Here is a 16945-nt window from a genome sequence, read left to right on the forward strand (position 1 = left end):
GGAGGCGCGGTGCCGGACGTGCGCCGGGCGTCCCGTCCGGCGGTCTTGTCACGTTGCCTGCGCGGTGCGGCTTGCGTCGTCTGGTGCGGAGTTGACGGCGTGGTGCGCGCTTGCAGCGCCGCACGCAGCGGTCAACCGCGCACAGGGTGGGGACCTGCGCACGGTGCGGCGTGCGTCGTCTGGTGCGGGGTTGACGGCGTGGTGCGCGCTTGCAGCGCCGCACGCAGCGGTCAACCGCGCACAGGGTGGGGACGTGCGCACGGTGCGGTCAGACGGTGCGGTCAGGTGGTGCGGAGCAGGTCGGCGACGTCGTCGAGGACCAGTTGCGGGTCGATCTCGTCGACGTAGGACGGGTCGTGCGCGCAACGCTCGGCCGTCCACCCCACCTGCGTGACGTCGATCCCGCAGACCGGGCAGCGCGTGACGTAGGACAGGTGCACGCGGTGGCGTCCGCGGTCGAACGGCCCGGCGTTGACGACGTTGCCGAACCAGAACACGCCGACGGTGGGGGTCCCGACGGCGACCGCCAGGTGCCGCGGGCCGGAGTCGTCGCCGACCATGACGTCGGCGGCGGCGAGCACGGCGGGGAGCTCGCGGAGCGGCACGGCGGCGGTCAGGTCGTGCACGCGTCCGGCGAGGTCGGCGGGCAGCGCCTCGACGATGGCGGTCGACGCCGGCACGTCGGACGCGTCGCCGACGAGCACCACGTCGTCCCCGGCGGCGAGCCGGACACGGGCGACCTCGGCGAAGCGCGAGGGGCTCCATCGGCGACGCGGATCCGTCGCACCGGGGTGGATCGCCAGGAGCCGGGTGCCGTCCCCGGCGACGCCGAGCCGCTCGCGGACCGCCGCACGCTCGTCGTCGGACACGCGCACCCGCGGGTCGAGCGTGACGGGGGCGGCCCCCGCGAGCGACACGACCTCGAGGGCACGCAGGACCTCGTGCTGGTAGTAGACGTAGCGCACCCATCGCTCGAGGACCTCGGCGTCCTCGGTCGCGGTGCCGACGGTGTGCCGGGCGCCGAGGCGGAGCAGGAACGGGTTCGAGTTGCGACCTCCACCGTGCAGCTGCACCGCGAGGTCGAACCGGCCGGACAGCCGCGCGAAGAAGTCCTCGGCATCAGGAGCGTCGTCGTCGGCGTCGCGGACACCCGGTGCGACCGGGAGTTCCTCGAAGGCGTGCACGGCGTCGGTCCGGCCGCCCAGGACGGCTGCCGCGGCGGGCGTGCCGAGGAGGGTGATGTGCGCGTCCGGGTAGGCGGCGGCGAGGGCTTCGAGGGCCGGCACGGCGAACATCAGGTCGCCGAGGCCCCCGCCGCGGAGCACCGCGATCTCGGTCACGCCGTCGAACCGTTCTCCGCCCACACCGATCTGCTGCACGCCTCTCGTCTACCGGTCGGATGCCAGTGGGACGTCCAGCACCGGGCGGCGGACGGCCACCGATGGACACGAAGCGCGGAGTCGAGTCGGCACACAGCGGTGTCCGAGCACCGTCTGACCCCCGTAAGCCCTCCGGAAGGACACCATGACGATCGCACCCGCTGCTGCCGACGCCGCCACGGACCTGGTGGTGACCGACCCCGTCGACGGGACGGTCGCGTCGACCGTGCCCCGTGCCTCCGAAGCCGAGGTCCGTGATGCCGTCGCCCGTGCCCGGGCAGCTGCCGGCGCCTGGGCGCGCACGGCCCCGGCCGAGCGCGGCGCACTGTTGCACGCGGCGGCCGAGCACGTGCGCGCACACGCCCAGGAGCTCGCCGACCTGAACACCCGCGAGACGGGCAAGGTGCCGGGTGACGCACTCGGTGGGGTCGAGGCCGGCGTCGGGACCCTCGTGCAGTACGCCGAGCTCGGACCGGTGCACCGCGGCGAGGCGCTGCGCGGGCAGTTCGGGGCCGCCGACTGGGCCGTCCCGCACCCCCGCGGCGTCGTCCTCGCGCTGACGCCGTGGAACGACCCGGTCGCCGTGGCCTGCGGGATCCTCGGTGCCGCGATCGTCACCGGCAACACCGTGGTGCACAAGGGCAGCGAGCGGTCCCCCGCCACCATCGCACGCCTGAACGCGCTGCTCGCCGAGGTCCTGCCCGACGGCGTGCTCGTCGGCGTCGACGGGGACGGCTCCACCGGCGAGCTGTTGCTCGCCCAGGACGGCATCGACGTGTACGCCCACGTCGGGTCCACCGCGACCGGTGACCGGCTGTCCGAGGTCGCCGTCGCGACCCGCGCCCACGTGGTCCGTGAGAACGGCGGGAACGACGCGGTCGTCGTCGACGCCGACGTCGCCCCGGAGTGGGCCGCCGCCCAGGTGGCGCTCGGTGCGTTCGCGAACACCGGGCAGATCTGCACCAGCGTCGAACGCGTCTACGTGCACCGCGACTCCGCCGAGCCCTTCGTCGCCGCCCTCGTGGCCGAGGCGGAGCGCCGCACCGCCGCACCCGCGACGACCTACGGGCCGCTGGTCGACGACCGGCTGCGCAGCACCGTGCAGTCCCACGTCGACGACGCCCTGCAGCGCGGTGCCTCGGCACGGACCGGTGGGGTCACCCCGGGCGGCGCCGGGTCGTTCTACCCGGCGACCGTGCTCACCGGGTGCACCGACGACATGCTCGTGATGACCGAGGAGACCTTCGGTCCGATCGCGCCGGTCCGCGTCGTGGCGGACTTCGACGAAGGCCTCCGGCTCGCGGCCGCCGACCGGTACGGCCTGGCCGCCACCGTCCTGACGAACGACACCGGTCACGCCCTGCGCGCCGCCGCGGAACTGCCGGTCGGCACCGTCAAGGTCAACGCGGTGTTCGGTGGTGCGCCGGGCGGCAGCGCCCAGCCGCGCGGTGCCTCGGGAGCGGGCTTCGGGTACGGCCCGCACCTGCTCGACGAGATGACCACCACCACGGTCGTGCACCTCGAGCCCGCCCCCGCACGCACCGCCGGCGGCACTCGATGAGCGTCGACGTCCGGCTCGTCCGCGACCTGGTCGCAACGATCGACGACCGCGAACCGCTCGTCGTCGTGATCGGCGACTGCATCCTCGACCGGTGGACCGTGGGCGAGGCCGAGCGGGTCTCGCGGGAGGCACCGGCACCCGTCGTCCGGGTCACCGAGACCATCGCGGTGCCCGGCGGGGCGGCGAACACCGCGGTGAACGCCCGCGCGCTCGGCGCCCGGGTCCGGATCGTCGGACTCATCGGCGATGACGAGGCCGGTGACGTCCTGCGCGAACGGCTCGAGACCGCGGGCGTGGACACGACGTTCCTGGTCGAGATCACCGGTGCGCGCACCACCACGAAGTCCCGCGTGGTCGGTGGCGACCGGGTCGTGGTGCGGGTCGACGACCTGGCCGGTACGCCGACCGCTGACCACAACGAACGGTTGGCACGTGCCGTCGCCCGAGCCGTCCGGTGCGCCGACGCCGCGGTCGTCTGCGACTACGGACTCGGCGTCGGTGCCGAGGACGTCGTCCCGGTGCTCGACCGCGACCGCCCCGGGTCCATCGTCGTCGACGCGCACGACCTGCCCCGCTGGGCGTCGTTGCGACCCGACCTCGTCACGCCGAACGCCGGAGAGGCCGCAGCACTGCTCGGACGCGACCTCGGGACCGGCGCCGACCGGGTGGCCGCCGTCCTGGGCGCACGGGCCGACGTCCTCGCCCGGACCGGTGCCCGCGCGGCCGTCGTCACGCTCGACCGCGACGGCACAGTGCTGCTCGAGCGCAGCACGGACGAGGGTTTCCGCACCCGTGCGGTGCCGGCCTCGGAGCAGCAGACGTCCGGCGCCGGGGACACGTTCTGCGCCGCCGCGACGGTGGCGCTCGCGGTCGACGCGTCCGTCCGCGACGCCGTGTCCGTTGCGCAGGCCGCCGCCGACGTCGTCGTCCGCGAGGCCGGTACGTCGGTGTGCAGCGCCGCCGCCCTGCTCGACTCGGTGTCGGCACCGGCAGCCACCGTCGTCGACCACGACGAACTCGCGGCCACCGTCGAACAGGCCCGTCAGGCCGGTCGGCGCGTGGTGTTCACGAACGGCTGCTTCGACGTCGTGCACCGTGGGCACACGACGTACCTGCGCCAGGCCCGGGACCTCGGTGACCTGCTCGTCGTGGCGCTGAACGACGACGACTCGGTGCGACGGCTGAAGGGCCCGGAACGCCCGATCAACCCTGCCGAGGACCGCGCCGGGGTGATCGCCGCCCTGGCCTGCGTCGACCTGGTGACGGTGTTCGCGACCGACACCCCGATCCCGCTCATCGAACGGCTGCGCCCCGAGGTCTACGTCAAGGGCGGCGACTACTCGCCCGAGATGCTCCGCGAGACGGCGGTCGTGCGCGGGTACGGCGGTGAGGTGGTCATGGTCGACTACGTCCCCGAGCACTCCACGACGGCCGTGGTCCGGCGCATCCGCGAGGCCGCGGCAGCGTCGGCCGGGTCCGCGGTGCCAACTGCAGCGTCGGCCGGGTCCGCGGTGCCAGCCGCCGCGTCGGCCGCGACCGACCCCGAGGGGACCACCGACGGAAAGGTCATACCGCAGTAGGGGGTCGTCGAGACCCCGGCGGGATGGCAGCGCTCCCGGCGCTCCGTAGCGTCGAACCCGTCGACGAGGTCCGTCGGCGGAGGGAGCGTCGCCGTGTTCGACCAGATCACCCCGTTCGTCGTCGAGTTGGCCGCGAGTCCGCTCGTCTACGTCGTGCTCGTCGCCCTGTGCTTCGTCGACGGCTTCTTCCCGCCGGTCCCGAGCGAGTCGGCGCTCGTCGCCGTCGCCGCCATCGCCGCGACGTCCGGCCAGCCCGTCCTGGCCGGGGTCCTGGTGGCCGCCGCGGTGGGTGCGATCGCGGGTGACTCGGTGGCGTACTGGATCGGCCGCCGGATCGGGCTCGCCCGCCTGGCGCAGTCCCGACGGCCGCGGATCGCCGCGGCGTTCGCGTTCGCCGAACGGCAGATGCAGCGCCGGTCCGCGAGCCTGATCCTGGTCGGTCGGTACATCCCCGTCGGCCGGGTCGCGGTGAACATGACCGCCGGCGCGACACGGCTGCCGTACCGTCGCTTCCTCGCCATCAGTGCGATCGCCGGGACGGCGTGGTCCGCGACCTCGGTCGGGATCGCCCTGGCCGCGTCGCAGGTGCTGCACGAGCCGCTCGTCGCCGCGCTGGTGTCGATGGTGGTCGCGGGCGGCCTCGGCATCGCGGTCGACCGGGTGATCGGTAGCATCAGCCGCAGGCGCGATGCCCGTGCCGCCCGAGCGGCCGCCGCGATCGTCCCCACGACCGGCGTGCCCACGACCGACGTGCCCGCGACCGACCTGCCCACCGCGAGCACCACACCCGTCGCGCACGCCCCGTCCGCTACACCCCGCATCGTCCCCACCGGAGAGATCGTCCGACCGTGACCACCGCCCTGCTCCGCCCGCGACCGACCTGGCTGCCGCTGGCGACCCGGATCGCACTCGTGGTCGCGGTGGTGTCCCTGTTCAGCGTCGCCGCCCCGGTGACCTCGGTGTACTACGCCGTCGCCGTCCCGCTCTCCCTGCTCGTGTCGGCGGTGCTCGCGGTCAGCATCGGCATCGCCCCGTTCGTCCCCCGCACCGCCGCCGCCGCCCACCTGGCCGGACTCGTCGCGCTCGGCCTGCTCACCGCCCCGGTCGAGACGAGCCCGTGGCCGATCCCGGTCACCGGCATCATCGGCCTGAGCGTCCTGCTCGTCGTGCTCGGGGTCCGCTCGACGTGGCGGCTGACCGCGATCGTGTGGGCCGTCGCCGCCGTGCTCCCGCTGCTGCTCGTCGCCGTGACGCCGGGCCGCTGGGACCAGCCCGCCGTGTGGGCGACGAGCTTCGTCGTGTCCGCCGGCGACACGCTCCTGGTCGCCGCGGCCGCCGTCGTCATCGGGCAGCGCCGCAGCATCCGCCAGGAGCTCGTCGCCGCCCGCCGCGACGCCGAGCTCGAGCAAGCCCGGCGCCGCACCGTCGAGGAGCGCTCCCGGATCGCCCGCGAGCTGCACGACGTCGTCGCGCACAGCATGTCCGTCGTGCACATGCAGGCGGAGTCGGCCCCGTACCGGGTGGCCGACCTGCCGCAGGAGGCCCGCGCCGAGTTCGCCGCGATCGCCGAGACCTCCCGCACGGCGCTGCGCGAGATGCGCCAGCTGCTCGGCACCCTGCGCGGGGACACCGCCGCCGAACGCGCGCCGCAGCCGGACCTCGCCGACCTGCCCGCGCTCGTGCAGGCCACGCGCGCCGCCGGCATCCCCGTGGAGCTCGACGTCGACGTCGCCGACGTCGTCGACCGGCTCGCGCAGCTCACCGTCTACCGGGTCGTGCAGGAGGCGCTCGGCAACGTCGCCCGGCACGCGCCCGGCGCGTCCACCGTCGTGACGGTCAGGAGGCTCGACACGCGTCTTCGGGTCGAGGTCGCCAACTCCGCTCCACCCGCTGGCACCGTGCCGGCCGCACCACCCGACGACGGTGGCTTCGGCCTGGCCGGGATGCGCGAGCGGGTGACCGCGCTCGACGGCACGATCGACCACGGCCCCGTGGCGGACGGGGGCTTCACGGTCGTGGTGACCCTGCCCGTCCGCGTACCGGCGGCCGACGGGGGAAGCCGATGACGCGGGTGATGGTGGTGGACGACCAGCAGATGTTCCGCATGGGACTGCGGGCGATCCTCCAGGCCCAGGACGACGTCGAGGTCGTCGGCGAGGCCGCGAACGGTGCCGAGGCGGTGGTCGCGGCGATCCGGCTGCAGCCGGACGTGATCCTGATGGACGTCCGGATGCCGGAACTCGACGGGATCGAGGCGACCCGACGGATCACGGCGGTGCCGACGGACCGACCCGTCCGCGTGGTCATGCTGACGACGTTCGACATCGACGACTACGTGTTCGACGCCCTGCGGGCCGGGGCGAGCGGCTTCCTGCTCAAGGACGCGAGCGCCGACGAGCTCGTCGCGGCAGTGCGCACGGTTGCCGCGGGCGAGGCACTGCTCGCGCCGCGCGTGACCCGGCACCTGGTCGAGGCGTTCGTCGCCGGACCGGTCACCGCCGCTCCGCGCACCGAGGTGCTCGACGTCCTGACCGACCGGGAGCGCGACGTGTTCCTGCTCATGGCGCGCGGGCGGTCGAACGGCGAGATCGCGGGCGACCTGTTCATCGCGGAGCAGACCGTCAAGACCCACGTGGGGCGGGTGCTGGCGAAGTTGCAGTTGCGCGACCGGGTGCACGCCGTGGTGCTGGCGTACGAGGCCGGCCTGGTCCGCCCGTCCGTCTGACGCGCCGCCGCCGTCCGCCGGGCCAGCCCCCGTCCGCCGCGCCGCTCACGTCCCCCGAGGTTCCGAAATCTGCACATCTCGCGCGCCGAAACGTCGGTCCGTGGAACCTCGGCGTCGCGCCAGCGGCGTGTCGCGCGATCTCGTCGGTGTCGCAGGGCCGGCACGGGTACAGGTAACGCGCGGGTACTTGCGCGCGCAACCAGCGACGTCGCCGATGTCGTACGACATCGAGTTCGTCGCAACTGCGCGCCCGCAACGGTTGCACCCGCGGAGCGGCGACAGGGTCGTTGTCGAACGACATCGAGAGTGTCGCACCGGGTCGACGCAGGTCGCGGTGGGCAGACGCGACGACAGACTGACGGGAGGCCCGGTGCCAGCTGGCACCGGGCCTCCCGTCAGGGGTTGGTCGCGACTCAGGCGGCGAGGTGCGCCTGCAGGAACCAGCGGTCCTTCGTCAGGCCGCGCTCGATTTCGATGACGACGTCCTGGCTGTTGAGGTCGACCTCGTCGAGACCCTCGACGGCGCGCCGGACCTGCAGCAGGGCCGCGTCGATCTGGGCGATGACCTCGGTGATGGTGACGTCAGAGTTCTGGAAACCCTGCGACAGCGGCGGCAGCGTCGTGTTGGCGGCGACGGTCGCGATGCGCGAGTCGACCGGCAGGCCGAGGGCGACGATGCGCTCCGCGGCGGTGTCGGCGTAGGCCTGGGCGTGCTCGACGATGTCGTCGAGGAGCTCGTGCACACCGACGAAGTTGCGGCCGCGGACGTGCCAGTGCGCCTGCTTGCCGTTGACGACGAGTGCCTCGAGGTCGATCACGACGGGGGCGAGGAACTGTGCCACTCCGGCGGCGAGCTCCGGCGTCGTCGAGAACGGGGACGTGGTGGTCGTGGTGCTGGTGGTGGTCGTGGTCATGTCTGAACCTCCTGCGTCGTGGTTACACCGGATCGCTGGGCCTGTCCTGACCAGTTCGGTGCTGCCGATGGACACAACCATGCCCGCTTCTCTTGTATGCCGCAAGGAAGCGGAGGCTGCCCTTACCGGCGGCGAGCAGCCGCCAGCCGGCAGCGGTCAGCCGACGAGCGTGTCGAAGCCGGCGTCGCTCAGCTCGATCTGGACGGCGGAACGCGCGCGCTCGACCCAGGGGCTGTCGGTGCACCCGATCCAGACGCTCGTACGCGGCTCGCAGTCGGCGACGCACCACTCGGCTGCCCAGCCGGTCAGGGCGTGCGCGAGGGCCTCGCCGTGGTCGGCGAAGACGAGCGGCGACACCGCCGAGGTGCGGGCACTGCGGACCAGCCACGTCACGGTCACGCGGGGCGGCGCGGGCAGGATGCGGATCTGCTCGTCGAGGGCGACCTCGACGAAGACCTGTCCGTACGCGTTCTCCGGCAGGTCTTCGAGCTGACGGCGGATCTCCGGCAGGTCCTCGACGCCGCCGGCGATGAGGATGCGTTCGCTGGGCTGTCGCCGGGTCCGTGCCATGCTGCAACGGTAAGGCAAGCCTTACCTCATCACAAGGGCTGGTGGCCGGTTCCGGCGATCTCCACAGCCGGCACACCGAGTTCGTGCGCCAGGAAGGTCCACATCCACGACAGCGCGACGGTGTGCGTGAGCCCGGGGACACCCTGGGCGATCTGCGTCGCGACACCGTCGCTGTAGGCCGCGAGCTTGAGGGCCACGGTGTCCGGCTCGATCGGTCCGGCGCCGCCCGGGAACGTGCCGGCGTCGGCACCGCGGCGGATCACCCGGACCAGACAGGCCTCCCAGACGCGGATCCGTTCGGCGTACTCGGCGGCCACCTCGGGCCGGCGGGCGACCGCGGTCCAGTAGTCGGACCAGATCCGCCAGTGCTGCCGGACCTGTTCGGTGTCGTCGAACAGGGGCGCGACGAGCATCCGCAACGCCTCGACAGGGTCGGACTCGGCGTCGACGGCGATGACGATCGCCCCGTAGAAGCGCTCCGTCTCGAGCACGACGACCTCGTTGAGGATCTCCGCCACGCTGCCGAAGTGGTACGTCACGGTGCCGACGGACACCCCGGCCTCGGCGGCGATGTCCCGCAGACCAGTCGCCCCGACGCCGTTGCGGACGATGACGGCACGGGCGGCCGCGACGATCATCGCGCGCCGGACCGCGGGACGCTGCCGGACGCGCGGTGCCGCACCCCCGGCGTCCGCTGCCGCGCCCGGTGCAGCCGCCGCCCCCGGTGCAGCCCCCGCTGCCCCGGTCACGCCGAGGTCCTCGGGACGTCGTCGACGAAGGTCTGCTCGGTGACCAGCACCTCGGGGACGTCCGCGCCGCCGTCGCGGGCCCAGGCCCGCACGGTGTTCACGACGTGGAAGGCCTCGGCGTCGGCGGTGACCTCGGAGGACGTCTCGAGCCGTGCCGACCAGTCCGGCTTCTCCAGGCCGATCGCCCAGCGCGACGAGGCCACGGCCGAGTTCGGGTCGTCCGACCGGATGCGGTACGTCTCGCGGGCGTCCTCGCTGAAGACGAGCCCGTCCGGGTAGACCCGTCCGCCGCCGTACCCGGGGTCGACGTCGAGGGTCCACTCCCCCGTCTCGACGTCGTGCGTGACGGTGCGCTGGGGCAGCTGCTCGGTCGGTGCCACGCGCTCGATCGCGAGCGGCGTCGACCGCTCGGGCTCGTCGAAGCGCACGTCGTCGTCGGTGTCGCGCGTCCAGACCGGCAGGCACACCTCGGACGCCGTCGGGTCGATCGTGACGGTGGCCTCGGTGCCGTGCGGCCAGACCCAGGGCCAGTACGACGACGACACCGCGATCCGCAGGCGGTGCCCGGCGGCGAACCGGTGACCGGTCGCGACGAGCTGCACGGGCAGCGACGCCGGTTCGCCGGGGACCAGCGGGTCGTTCCGGTCCATGCCGTCCCGCTTCGCCGCGTTGAGCACCCCGCGCGTCACGAGTGTCGACGAGCCGTCCGGCGCGACGTCGCACAACCGCACCGTCAGGGTGGCGCGGGGCTGGTCGCTCGTGACCGACAGGGTGACGAGTGCGTTGCCGAGCAGGTCGAACGCCCTGCCGACGGGCAGGTCGAAGCAGACGGAGCGGCCGTCCTCGGCACGCTGGTCCGGTGGCAGGTCGGTCGCGTTGCCGAACGGGAAGAACCGTCCGGCGTCGGCGCCGGTGTGCTGCGGCGACCGGACGACGACCGGCCCGTCCTCGCCGCCGCGCAGCGTCGCGAGCGGCAGCGCGCGCCGGTGCGTCGCCGCCGACGGCCACGCCTCGGCGCCCACCCACCGACCCCGTCGCGACGCGTAGTACGTCGCCGGGGCTTCGCCCTCGTTGATCCAGGCGCGGAGTGCGGGATCCTCCTCCACGCCGGTGTCGATCCCGCGGAGCCAACGGTCCCACCAGCGCAGCGTCTCCTGCAGGAACCCGATCGACGGTCCGGGTGCGAGACCGCGGTCCGGGTACTGGTGCGACCACGGCCCGACGATGCCCTTGACCGGGGACTGCACGTTCGACACCAGTCGGAGTACGGCGTCGCGGTACGGGTCCGCCCAGCCGCCGACGGCGAGGACCGCTGCGCCGATGTTGCCGTAGTCCTCGGCGGCGCTGCCGTGCCGCCAGTAGTCGTCGCGCTCCTGGTGCGCGAGCCACACCGGCGTCATCGGGCGGTTCGACTCCAGCCGCTCGCGCCACCGGTCGACCCAGTCCGTGCCGACGACCTCGGGCCGGGGCGGCCGCGAGTTGAACGCGAACATGGTCGCGCCCCACGCCGCCATGTCGATGCCGAGCACCGCTCCGCCGACGTAGTGCACGTCGTTGTCGTACCGGTCGTCGGTCGAGCACACCGTGACGATGGCCTTGAGGGCAGCGGGCGCACGCGCTGCCAGCTGCAGGGCGTTGAACCCGCCCCACGAGATGCCGAACATGCCGACGGCGCCCGTCGACCACTCCTGCGCGGCGAGCCAGGCGATCACGGCCTCACCGTCGCGGAGCTCCTGCTCGCTGTACTCGTCGTCGAAGAACCCGTCCGACGAGCCGCTGCCCCGGATGTCGACCCGGACCGAGGCGTACCCGTGCTGGGCGTACCAGGGGTGCCGTTCCGAGTCGCGGGGCGCGGTCCAGTCGTCGAGCCGGTACGGCAAGTACTCGAGCAGCACCGGCACCGGACCGTCGGGCGACGCCGGCGACCAGATCCGGGTGTGCAGCCGGACGCCGTCGGGCATCGGGATCCACTCGTCGCGGACGGTCACGCCGTCCGGCAGCGAGTCCGGCGCGCCGATGGCGGTGAAGGTCGAAGCATCGGCGTACACCGAGCGATCGCGGCTCATGCGTCCTCCCAGTTCCGGGTCAGGTGTCCGTCGCCGTGGTCGGTCCAGCCCTCGGTGTGCCGCCAGCGCGGCACCCCGTCGCCGACGTCGGGCAGCTCGGTGCTGCCCGGCTCGAGCGTCGCGGCCAGCAGCGTCGACGTGTACGGGTGGTTCGGGCCGGTGAAGACCCGCTCGGTCGGTCCGATCTCGACGATCCGGCCGCCGGTCATCACGGCGACCCGGTCGGCGACGCCCCGGACGACGGCCAGGTCGTGGCTGATGAACAGGCAACTGAGCCCGCGCGAGCGCTGCAGGTCGGCGAGGAGCGCGAGGATCCCGGCCTGCACCTGCACGTCGAGTGCGGTGGTGATCTCGTCGGCGATGACCAGGCGCGGCTCGGCGGCGAGGGCCCGGGCGATGCCGACGCGCTGCCGCTGCCCGCCGGAGAGCTGTGCCGGCAGCCGCTCGGCGAACTCCGGGCCGAGGCCGACCTGGGTGAGCAGCTCGCCGACGCGCTGCCGCGAGGACGTGCCCGTGAACAGCTTGAGCGGTCGCCCGATCGCCGCGCCCACGGTGCGCCGCGGGTTGAGCGACGTGTCGGCGTTCTGGAACACGAGCTGCACCGCACGACGAAGGTCCGGGGACCGTCCGGCGATCGGCTCGCGCAGGTCGCCGCTCACGGTCCCGTCGTCGAACGAGAACGTGCCCGACTCGGCCGGCACCAGGCCGGCGAGGGCGGTCGCGAGCGTCGACTTGCCACTTCCGGACTCCCCCACGACCGCGAGCGTCTCACGCGGTGCGATCGTGAAGGAGACGCCGTCGACGGCGGCCGGCAGGCCGCGTCCGTAGCGGATCACCAGGTCCTCGGCGGTCACCACGGGACGGACGAGCGGTTCGGGAGGAACGGTTCGGCCGGCCGTGGAGGCGACCGTCGACGAGACGGTCGCCGTCTCGGGCACGTGCCCCGATCCTCCCGGCCGTCGCCCGTCCGGCACCGCGGCCAGCAGGGCACGCGTGTACTCGTGCTGCGGGGCGGCGAAGAGCGCCGCCGTGGCGGCGTGCTCGACGATCTCGCCGTCGCGCATGACGGCGATCTCGTCCGCCATCGCCGACACGACCCCGAGGTCGTGGCTGACGAGCAGGACGGCCATGCCCAGCTGCCGGCCGAGGTCAGCGATCAGGTCGAGGACGGCGGCCTGCGTGACGACGTCGAGCGCCGTCGTGGGCTCGTCGAGCACGAGCACCCGCGGGCGCGCGGCGACGGCCATCGCGATCGCGATGCGCTGCTGCTGCCCGCCGGAGAGCTGGTGCGGGTACCGGCGGACGATCGCGTCGGGGTCTGGCAGCCGGACCAACCGGACCAGCTCGGCGACGCGCTCGGGGCCGTCGGGTTCGCGGTGGGCGCGCAGGGCCTCGCGGATCTGCTCGCCGACACGCATCGACGGGGTGAGTGCCTGGCCGGCGTTCTGCGCGACGACGGAGGCGACGCCGCCGCGGAGCTCGCGGCGGCCGGACGGTGACAGCGCGAAGACGTCGTCGCCGCCGACGCGGACCGAGCCGCCGACGATCGTCGAGCCAGCGCGGAGGTGCGCGAGCAGGGTCCGGGCGACGGTGGACTTGCCGCTGCCGGACTCCCCGACGAGCCCGAGGGTGCGGCCGGCGGGGATCGCGAAGGAGACGCCGCGCACCACGGGGACCAGGCGCTTGCCGGCCGCGTAGGAGATCGCGAGGTCGTCGACGCGGACGATGGGGTCCGTCGCGGTCGCTGGTGCGGCCGGTGCGGTGTCGGTGTGCGTCATGCGCTCACTCCCTTCGTGGCGCGGTCGACGCCGAGCGACTTGCTCAGACCGTCGGCAGCGAGGTTGAGCCCGATCACCAGGGTCGCCAGGGCGACGATCGGTGCGAGCGTGCCGAGCGGCACCACGGTCAGCGCGGTGCGGTTCTCCTGCACCATCAGCCCCCAGTCGGGCGTCGGTGGGTTGGCGCCGAAGCCGAGGAAGGACAGCGACGCGACGAGCAGCACGATCCACGAGGCCCGCATGGCGTACTCGACGAGCACCACGTCGAGGACGTTCGGCAGGATCTCGCGGAACACGATCGACAGCGCGCGTTCGCCGCGGGCCCGGGCGGCCGTCACGTAGTCCTGCGTGATGACGGTGCGGGCGGCACCGCGGACGACGCGGGTCACGGCGGGCGCGTAGACGACGGTGACGGCGAGGACGATGACCCAGAGCCCGGCGTCGAAGACGGTGACGACGACGAGCAGGGCGAGGATCGACGGCACGCTGAGCAGGGCGTCGACGACGCGCATGACGGCCTCGTCGAACCAGTTGTCCGCGTACGCCGTGATGCAACCGAGCACCGTGCCGACCGCGACGGCGATCGTCGTGGCCAGGAAGGTCACGAGCAGGGCGTACCGGCCGCCGTTGAGCGTCCGCGACAGCACGTCACGGCCGTACTGGTCGGTACCGAGCCAGTGCGTCCAGGTCGGGCCGGCGAGGACGTCGCCGGCGTTCGTGGCCACCGGGTCGTACCCGGCGATGACCGGTGCGAGCAGGGCGAGGACGACGTGCAGGGCGATGAGGCCGAGGCCGATGCTCAGCGCCGTCGAGCCGCGCAGGGGCGCGAGGGCCCCGGCGAGGACGACGCGTCCGGGGCGGCGGGTGGCGGTGGCGGTCATGCGGCGGCCTTCCTGGTGCTGCGCGTCGTGCGGGTGCGCGTGCGCGGTCGCCGCTGGCGGGTCCGCAGCTTCGGGTCGAGGGCGAGCGCCACGAGGTCGGCGGCGAGGTTGCAGACGACGTAGATGACGGCGCTCAGGAGCGCGATCGCCTCGATCGTCGGCAGATCGCGGTTGAAGACCGACTCGAGCATGAGCTTGCCCATGCCCGGGTAGTTGAAGACGTTCTCGACGACGACGACCCCGCCGAGCAGCCAGGCGACGTTGAGCGCGACGACGTTGAGCGTCGGCAGCAGCGCGCTCGGCACCGCGTGCTTCCAGACCACGCGACGCATCGTCAGGCCCTTGAGCTCCGCCGTGGTGACGAACTCGGACGCCATCACGTCGATGGTCGAGGAGCGGGCGGTGCGCACGATGTAGGCGGCCATCGCCAGGGTGAGCACGATGATCGGCAGCCAGATCGTCGGCAGGAGTTCGCCGACCGTGGCGTCGCTCCCCCGCAGCACGACGGCGGGGAAGACCGGCAGGCCGATCGCGAAGAGCAGCACGAGCACGGTCGCGACCATGAACTCGGGCACGCTCATCACGACGAGGCTGACGATCGAGATCACCTTGTCGGACGGGCGACCCCGACGGACCCCGGCGAGGACGCCGAGCGTCAGTGAGACCGTGACGCCGACGAGCATGGCGGGCACGGCGATGAGCATGCTGTTCCGGAAGGCGGTGAACAGCGTCGGCGCGACGGCCTCGCCGCTGACGAGCGAGGTGCCGAAGTCGCCGTGCACCGCGCCACCGAGCCATTGCAGGTAGCGGAGCCACACGTTCTGGTCGAGGCCGAGGGTCGCGCGCAGCTGCTTGACGGCGTCCGGGGTGGCGTTCTGGCCGAGGAGCTGCTGCGCGACGTCGCCGGGCAGTGCCTGCACGGCCAGGAACACGAAGAGCGAGGCGAGCACGACCGTGAGCACGGCGATGCCGACCCGGCGGAGGACGGGGACGAGGACGTCCGACGGGGTGTTCTTGGTCGTCATCGGCGCAGTCCGATCCGGAGGTAGTCGAACTCGAAGCCGTACTCCGAGTAGTTCACGACTTCGCGGGACAACCCCACGAGCCGGTCGCCGAACATCGGGGTCATGTCGGCCCCGTCCTCGACCACGAGCCGCTGGGCGTCCTGGTAGAGCGTCAGCCGCTTCGCGTCGTCCATCTCGGCGCGGGCATCGTCGAGCAGCCCGTCGAAGGTCTCGTTCGACCACGCGCTCTCGTTGTAGGACGAGCCCGTGCGGAAGATCTGGTTGAGGAGCTGGTCGATCGGCCGGCCGGTGAACCAGTAGCTCACCATGAGCGGCTTCTGCATCCAGATCTGCGTGTAGTACGAGTCCGAGCTCGCGTTGCGGACCGTCAGGCGGATGCCTGCGTCGGCGACGGCGTCGCGGTAGGCGACCGCCATCGGCGTGAAGACCGACTCGTAGCTCGACGTGTAGATCGAGGTCCGGAACCCCTCGTGACCGGCCTGCTTGAGCAGTGCCTTCGCCTTGTCCGGGTCGTACTCCCGGTGGTCGTCGACGAACGCGGCGAGCTGCGGCGGGACGGGGTTGTCCCACCCGGGCGAGCCGGTGCCCTGCAGGGCGGTGTCGACGATCTGCTGCGGGTCGTAGGCGAGCTTCATCGCCTGGCGGACCCGCGGGTCGCTGAACTCGTCGCTCGTGGCGAGCATCGGGATCGTGTACCACTGGGCGTTCTTGGACCGGGCGACGGTGGCGCGGTCGGACGCGGACACCACCCGAGCGGTCGCGAAGTCCAGGTTCGTCTGCGAGATCAGGTCGATCTGGCCGGCGAGGAGCGCGTTTACCCGGGCGGTGGTGTCCTGGATCGAGTAGAAGTCGATGCCATCCAGCGCGGGACGCCCGGCGAAGTGGTCGTCGAACGCCTCGACACTGCCGGCACCGGCGGGGGTGAACGCGGAGAGCCGGAACGGACCCGTCCCGATCCCGGTGCGGCCGATGTCGGCGATCGCGGCCGCCGGCACGATGTAGCACTGGTACGCGGTGAGCAGCGACGGGAACTCGGCGTTCGGCTTGGTCAGCGAGAACCGCAGCGTGTACGGGTCGGTCGCACGCATGGAGTCGGCGTCCATCACCTCGCCGAGGACCCCGGCCTGCGGGCTGCCGGTCTTCTCGTCGAGGATGTGCCGGATGCTCGCGATGGCGTCGTCCGCGGTGAAGCGGCTGCCGTCGTGGAAGGTGACGCCACGGCGGAGCGAGAACGTCCACTCGGTGCCGTCGGCGTTCGCGGACCACTCCTCGGCGAGGTCGGGCACGGTGGTGCCCTGCTCGTCGAGCTTGACGAGCCGGTTGTAGAGCGCGCCGAGGTACTCGTACGCCGACAGGGAGCTGGCGGAGTCGAGGGTCTCGGCGGCCGAGGCGGCCGGGCGCGCGATGCGCAGGCGACCGCCGCGTCGGGCGACGCCGGTGGCCGCCGCTTCGGGGATGGTGGGCGTGCCGGCGTTCGCGCCGGAGCTGCACCCCGTCAGGGTGAGCAGGCCGAGGCCGGCCAGGCCGGCGGCGCCGGTGAGGAGCGCTCGACGGCTCGGGCCGCGGGCGTTCCGGGGTTCGGGGACGATGGGCTGCATTCGGGGTGGCCCCTCCTGTAATCGTTCCGGTGAACGATAGAGGGAACCAGGCGATCCCCCAACTCCTGCTCCTCGTCCTCCGGAGTGTTTACGAACTCGTTACACGGGCGCCGCCGGCA

At 73.0% G+C, this 16945-nt stretch carries 14 protein-coding genes; 5 read left to right on the top strand and 9 right to left on the bottom strand.

Annotated elements, in window-relative coordinates:
* Nucleotides 1–281: 281 nt before the first annotated feature.
* Nucleotides 282–1379 (bottom strand): glycosyltransferase family 9 protein, encoded by a 1098-nt coding sequence (locus ITJ69_RS13825; RefSeq protein WP_194673032.1) that lies wholly within the window; start codon nt 1377–1379, stop codon nt 282–284.
* Between the two features lie 145 nt (nt 1380–1524).
* Between ITJ69_RS13825 and ITJ69_RS13830 the strand changes: the two genes are divergently transcribed.
* The 5 genes from ITJ69_RS13830 (at nt 1525) to ITJ69_RS13850 (ending at nt 7245) form a co-directional block, all read left to right on the top strand.
* On the top strand, nt 1525–2940 hold the full coding sequence (locus ITJ69_RS13830; RefSeq protein ID WP_194673033.1) for an aldehyde dehydrogenase family protein: 1416 nt from the start codon (nt 1525–1527) through the stop codon (nt 2938–2940).
* Nucleotides 2937–4520 carry a D-glycero-beta-D-manno-heptose 1-phosphate adenylyltransferase gene (gene rfaE2, locus ITJ69_RS13835; protein WP_194673034.1) on the top strand — a complete coding sequence of 528 codons (1584 nt, stop codon included), beginning with the start codon at nt 2937–2939 and terminating at the stop codon, nt 4518–4520. Before ITJ69_RS13830 ends, rfaE2 begins: the two co-directional genes overlap by 4 nt.
* 93 nt (nt 4521–4613) lie before the next feature.
* Complete coding sequence (locus ITJ69_RS13840; RefSeq protein ID WP_194673035.1) at nt 4614–5372, top strand: DedA family protein; 759 nt, start codon at nt 4614–4616, stop codon at nt 5370–5372.
* Complete coding sequence (locus tag ITJ69_RS21005) at nt 5369–6586, top strand: sensor histidine kinase (protein ID WP_194673036.1); 1218 nt, start codon at nt 5369–5371, stop codon at nt 6584–6586. The genes ITJ69_RS13840 and ITJ69_RS21005 overlap by 4 nt, the downstream gene beginning before the upstream one ends.
* Nucleotides 6583–7245, top strand: coding sequence for a response regulator (locus ITJ69_RS13850; RefSeq protein ID WP_194673037.1), 663 nt, complete (start codon nt 6583–6585; stop codon nt 7243–7245). The genes ITJ69_RS21005 and ITJ69_RS13850 overlap by 4 nt, the downstream gene beginning before the upstream one ends.
* A 413-nt stretch (nt 7246–7658) precedes the next feature.
* Here the strand turns inward: ITJ69_RS13850 and ITJ69_RS13855 are convergent, their stop codons facing one another.
* The 8 genes from ITJ69_RS13855 to ITJ69_RS13890 form a co-directional block, all read right to left on the bottom strand.
* Nucleotides 7659–8159: a Dps family protein gene (locus ITJ69_RS13855; RefSeq protein ID WP_111084072.1), complete on the bottom strand. Its 501-nt coding sequence runs from the start codon at nt 8157–8159 to the stop codon at nt 7659–7661.
* Nucleotides 8160–8315: 156 nt separating this feature from the next.
* Nucleotides 8316–8729: an SIP domain-containing protein gene (locus ITJ69_RS13860; RefSeq protein ID WP_123292793.1), complete on the bottom strand. Its 414-nt coding sequence runs from the start codon at nt 8727–8729 to the stop codon at nt 8316–8318.
* A gap of 29 nt (nt 8730–8758) precedes the next feature.
* The gene (locus tag ITJ69_RS13865) at nt 8759–9478 is read right to left on the bottom strand and encodes a TetR/AcrR family transcriptional regulator (RefSeq protein WP_323743111.1); all 720 of its coding nucleotides are present in this window, start codon (nt 9476–9478) and stop codon (nt 8759–8761) included.
* Complete coding sequence (locus ITJ69_RS13870) at nt 9475–11544, bottom strand: CocE/NonD family hydrolase (RefSeq protein ID WP_194673038.1); 2070 nt, start codon at nt 11542–11544, stop codon at nt 9475–9477. Before ITJ69_RS13870 ends, ITJ69_RS13865 begins: the two co-directional genes overlap by 4 nt.
* Nucleotides 11541–13322, bottom strand: coding sequence for an ABC transporter ATP-binding protein (locus tag ITJ69_RS13875; RefSeq protein WP_131846834.1), 1782 nt, complete (start codon nt 13320–13322; stop codon nt 11541–11543). The genes ITJ69_RS13870 and ITJ69_RS13875 overlap by 4 nt, the downstream gene beginning before the upstream one ends.
* Nucleotides 13319–14203: an ABC transporter permease gene (locus ITJ69_RS13880; RefSeq protein ID WP_111084076.1), complete on the bottom strand. Its 885-nt coding sequence runs from the start codon at nt 14201–14203 to the stop codon at nt 13319–13321. The genes ITJ69_RS13875 and ITJ69_RS13880 overlap by 4 nt, the downstream gene beginning before the upstream one ends.
* Nucleotides 14200–15228 (bottom strand): ABC transporter permease, encoded by a 1029-nt coding sequence (locus ITJ69_RS13885; RefSeq protein WP_194673039.1) that lies wholly within the window; start codon nt 15226–15228, stop codon nt 14200–14202. Before ITJ69_RS13885 ends, ITJ69_RS13880 begins: the two co-directional genes overlap by 4 nt.
* Nucleotides 15225–16826, bottom strand: coding sequence for an ABC transporter substrate-binding protein (locus ITJ69_RS13890; protein ID WP_194673040.1), 1602 nt, complete (start codon nt 16824–16826; stop codon nt 15225–15227). The genes ITJ69_RS13885 and ITJ69_RS13890 overlap by 4 nt, the downstream gene beginning before the upstream one ends.
* Nucleotides 16827–16945 lie beyond the last annotated feature (119 nt).

This window comes from Curtobacterium sp. VKM Ac-2887 (genome assembly GCF_015350935.1).
Classification (GTDB): Bacteria; Actinomycetota; Actinomycetes; order Actinomycetales; family Microbacteriaceae; genus Curtobacterium.

What these genes read in the sequence shown, in the direction of transcription:
- ITJ69_RS13830 (WP_194673033.1), top strand. Translation starts at nt 1,525, where the DNA reads ATGACGATCGCACCCGCTGCTGCCGACGCCGCCACGGACCTGGTGGTG.
- rfaE2 (WP_194673034.1), top strand. Translation starts at nt 2,937, where the DNA reads ATGAGCGTCGACGTCCGGCTCGTCCGCGACCTGGTCGCAACGATCGAC.
- ITJ69_RS13850 (WP_194673037.1), top strand. Translation starts at nt 6,583, where the DNA reads ATGACGCGGGTGATGGTGGTGGACGACCAGCAGATGTTCCGCATGGGA.
- ITJ69_RS13855 (WP_111084072.1), bottom strand. Translation starts at nt 8,159, where the DNA reads ATGACCACGACCACCACCAGCACCACGACCACCACGTCCCCGTTCTCG.
- ITJ69_RS13860 (WP_123292793.1), bottom strand. Translation starts at nt 8,729, where the DNA reads ATGGCACGGACCCGGCGACAGCCCAGCGAACGCATCCTCATCGCCGGC.
- ITJ69_RS13870 (WP_194673038.1), bottom strand. Translation starts at nt 11,544, where the DNA reads ATGAGCCGCGATCGCTCGGTGTACGCCGATGCTTCGACCTTCACCGCC.
- ITJ69_RS13875 (WP_131846834.1), bottom strand. Translation starts at nt 13,322, where the DNA reads ATGACGCACACCGACACCGCACCGGCCGCACCAGCGACCGCGACGGAC.
- ITJ69_RS13880 (WP_111084076.1), bottom strand. Translation starts at nt 14,203, where the DNA reads ATGACCGCCACCGCCACCCGCCGCCCCGGACGCGTCGTCCTCGCCGGG.
- ITJ69_RS13885 (WP_194673039.1), bottom strand. Translation starts at nt 15,228, where the DNA reads ATGACGACCAAGAACACCCCGTCGGACGTCCTCGTCCCCGTCCTCCGC.
- ITJ69_RS13890 (WP_194673040.1), bottom strand. Translation starts at nt 16,826, where the DNA reads ATGCAGCCCATCGTCCCCGAACCCCGGAACGCCCGCGGCCCGAGCCGT.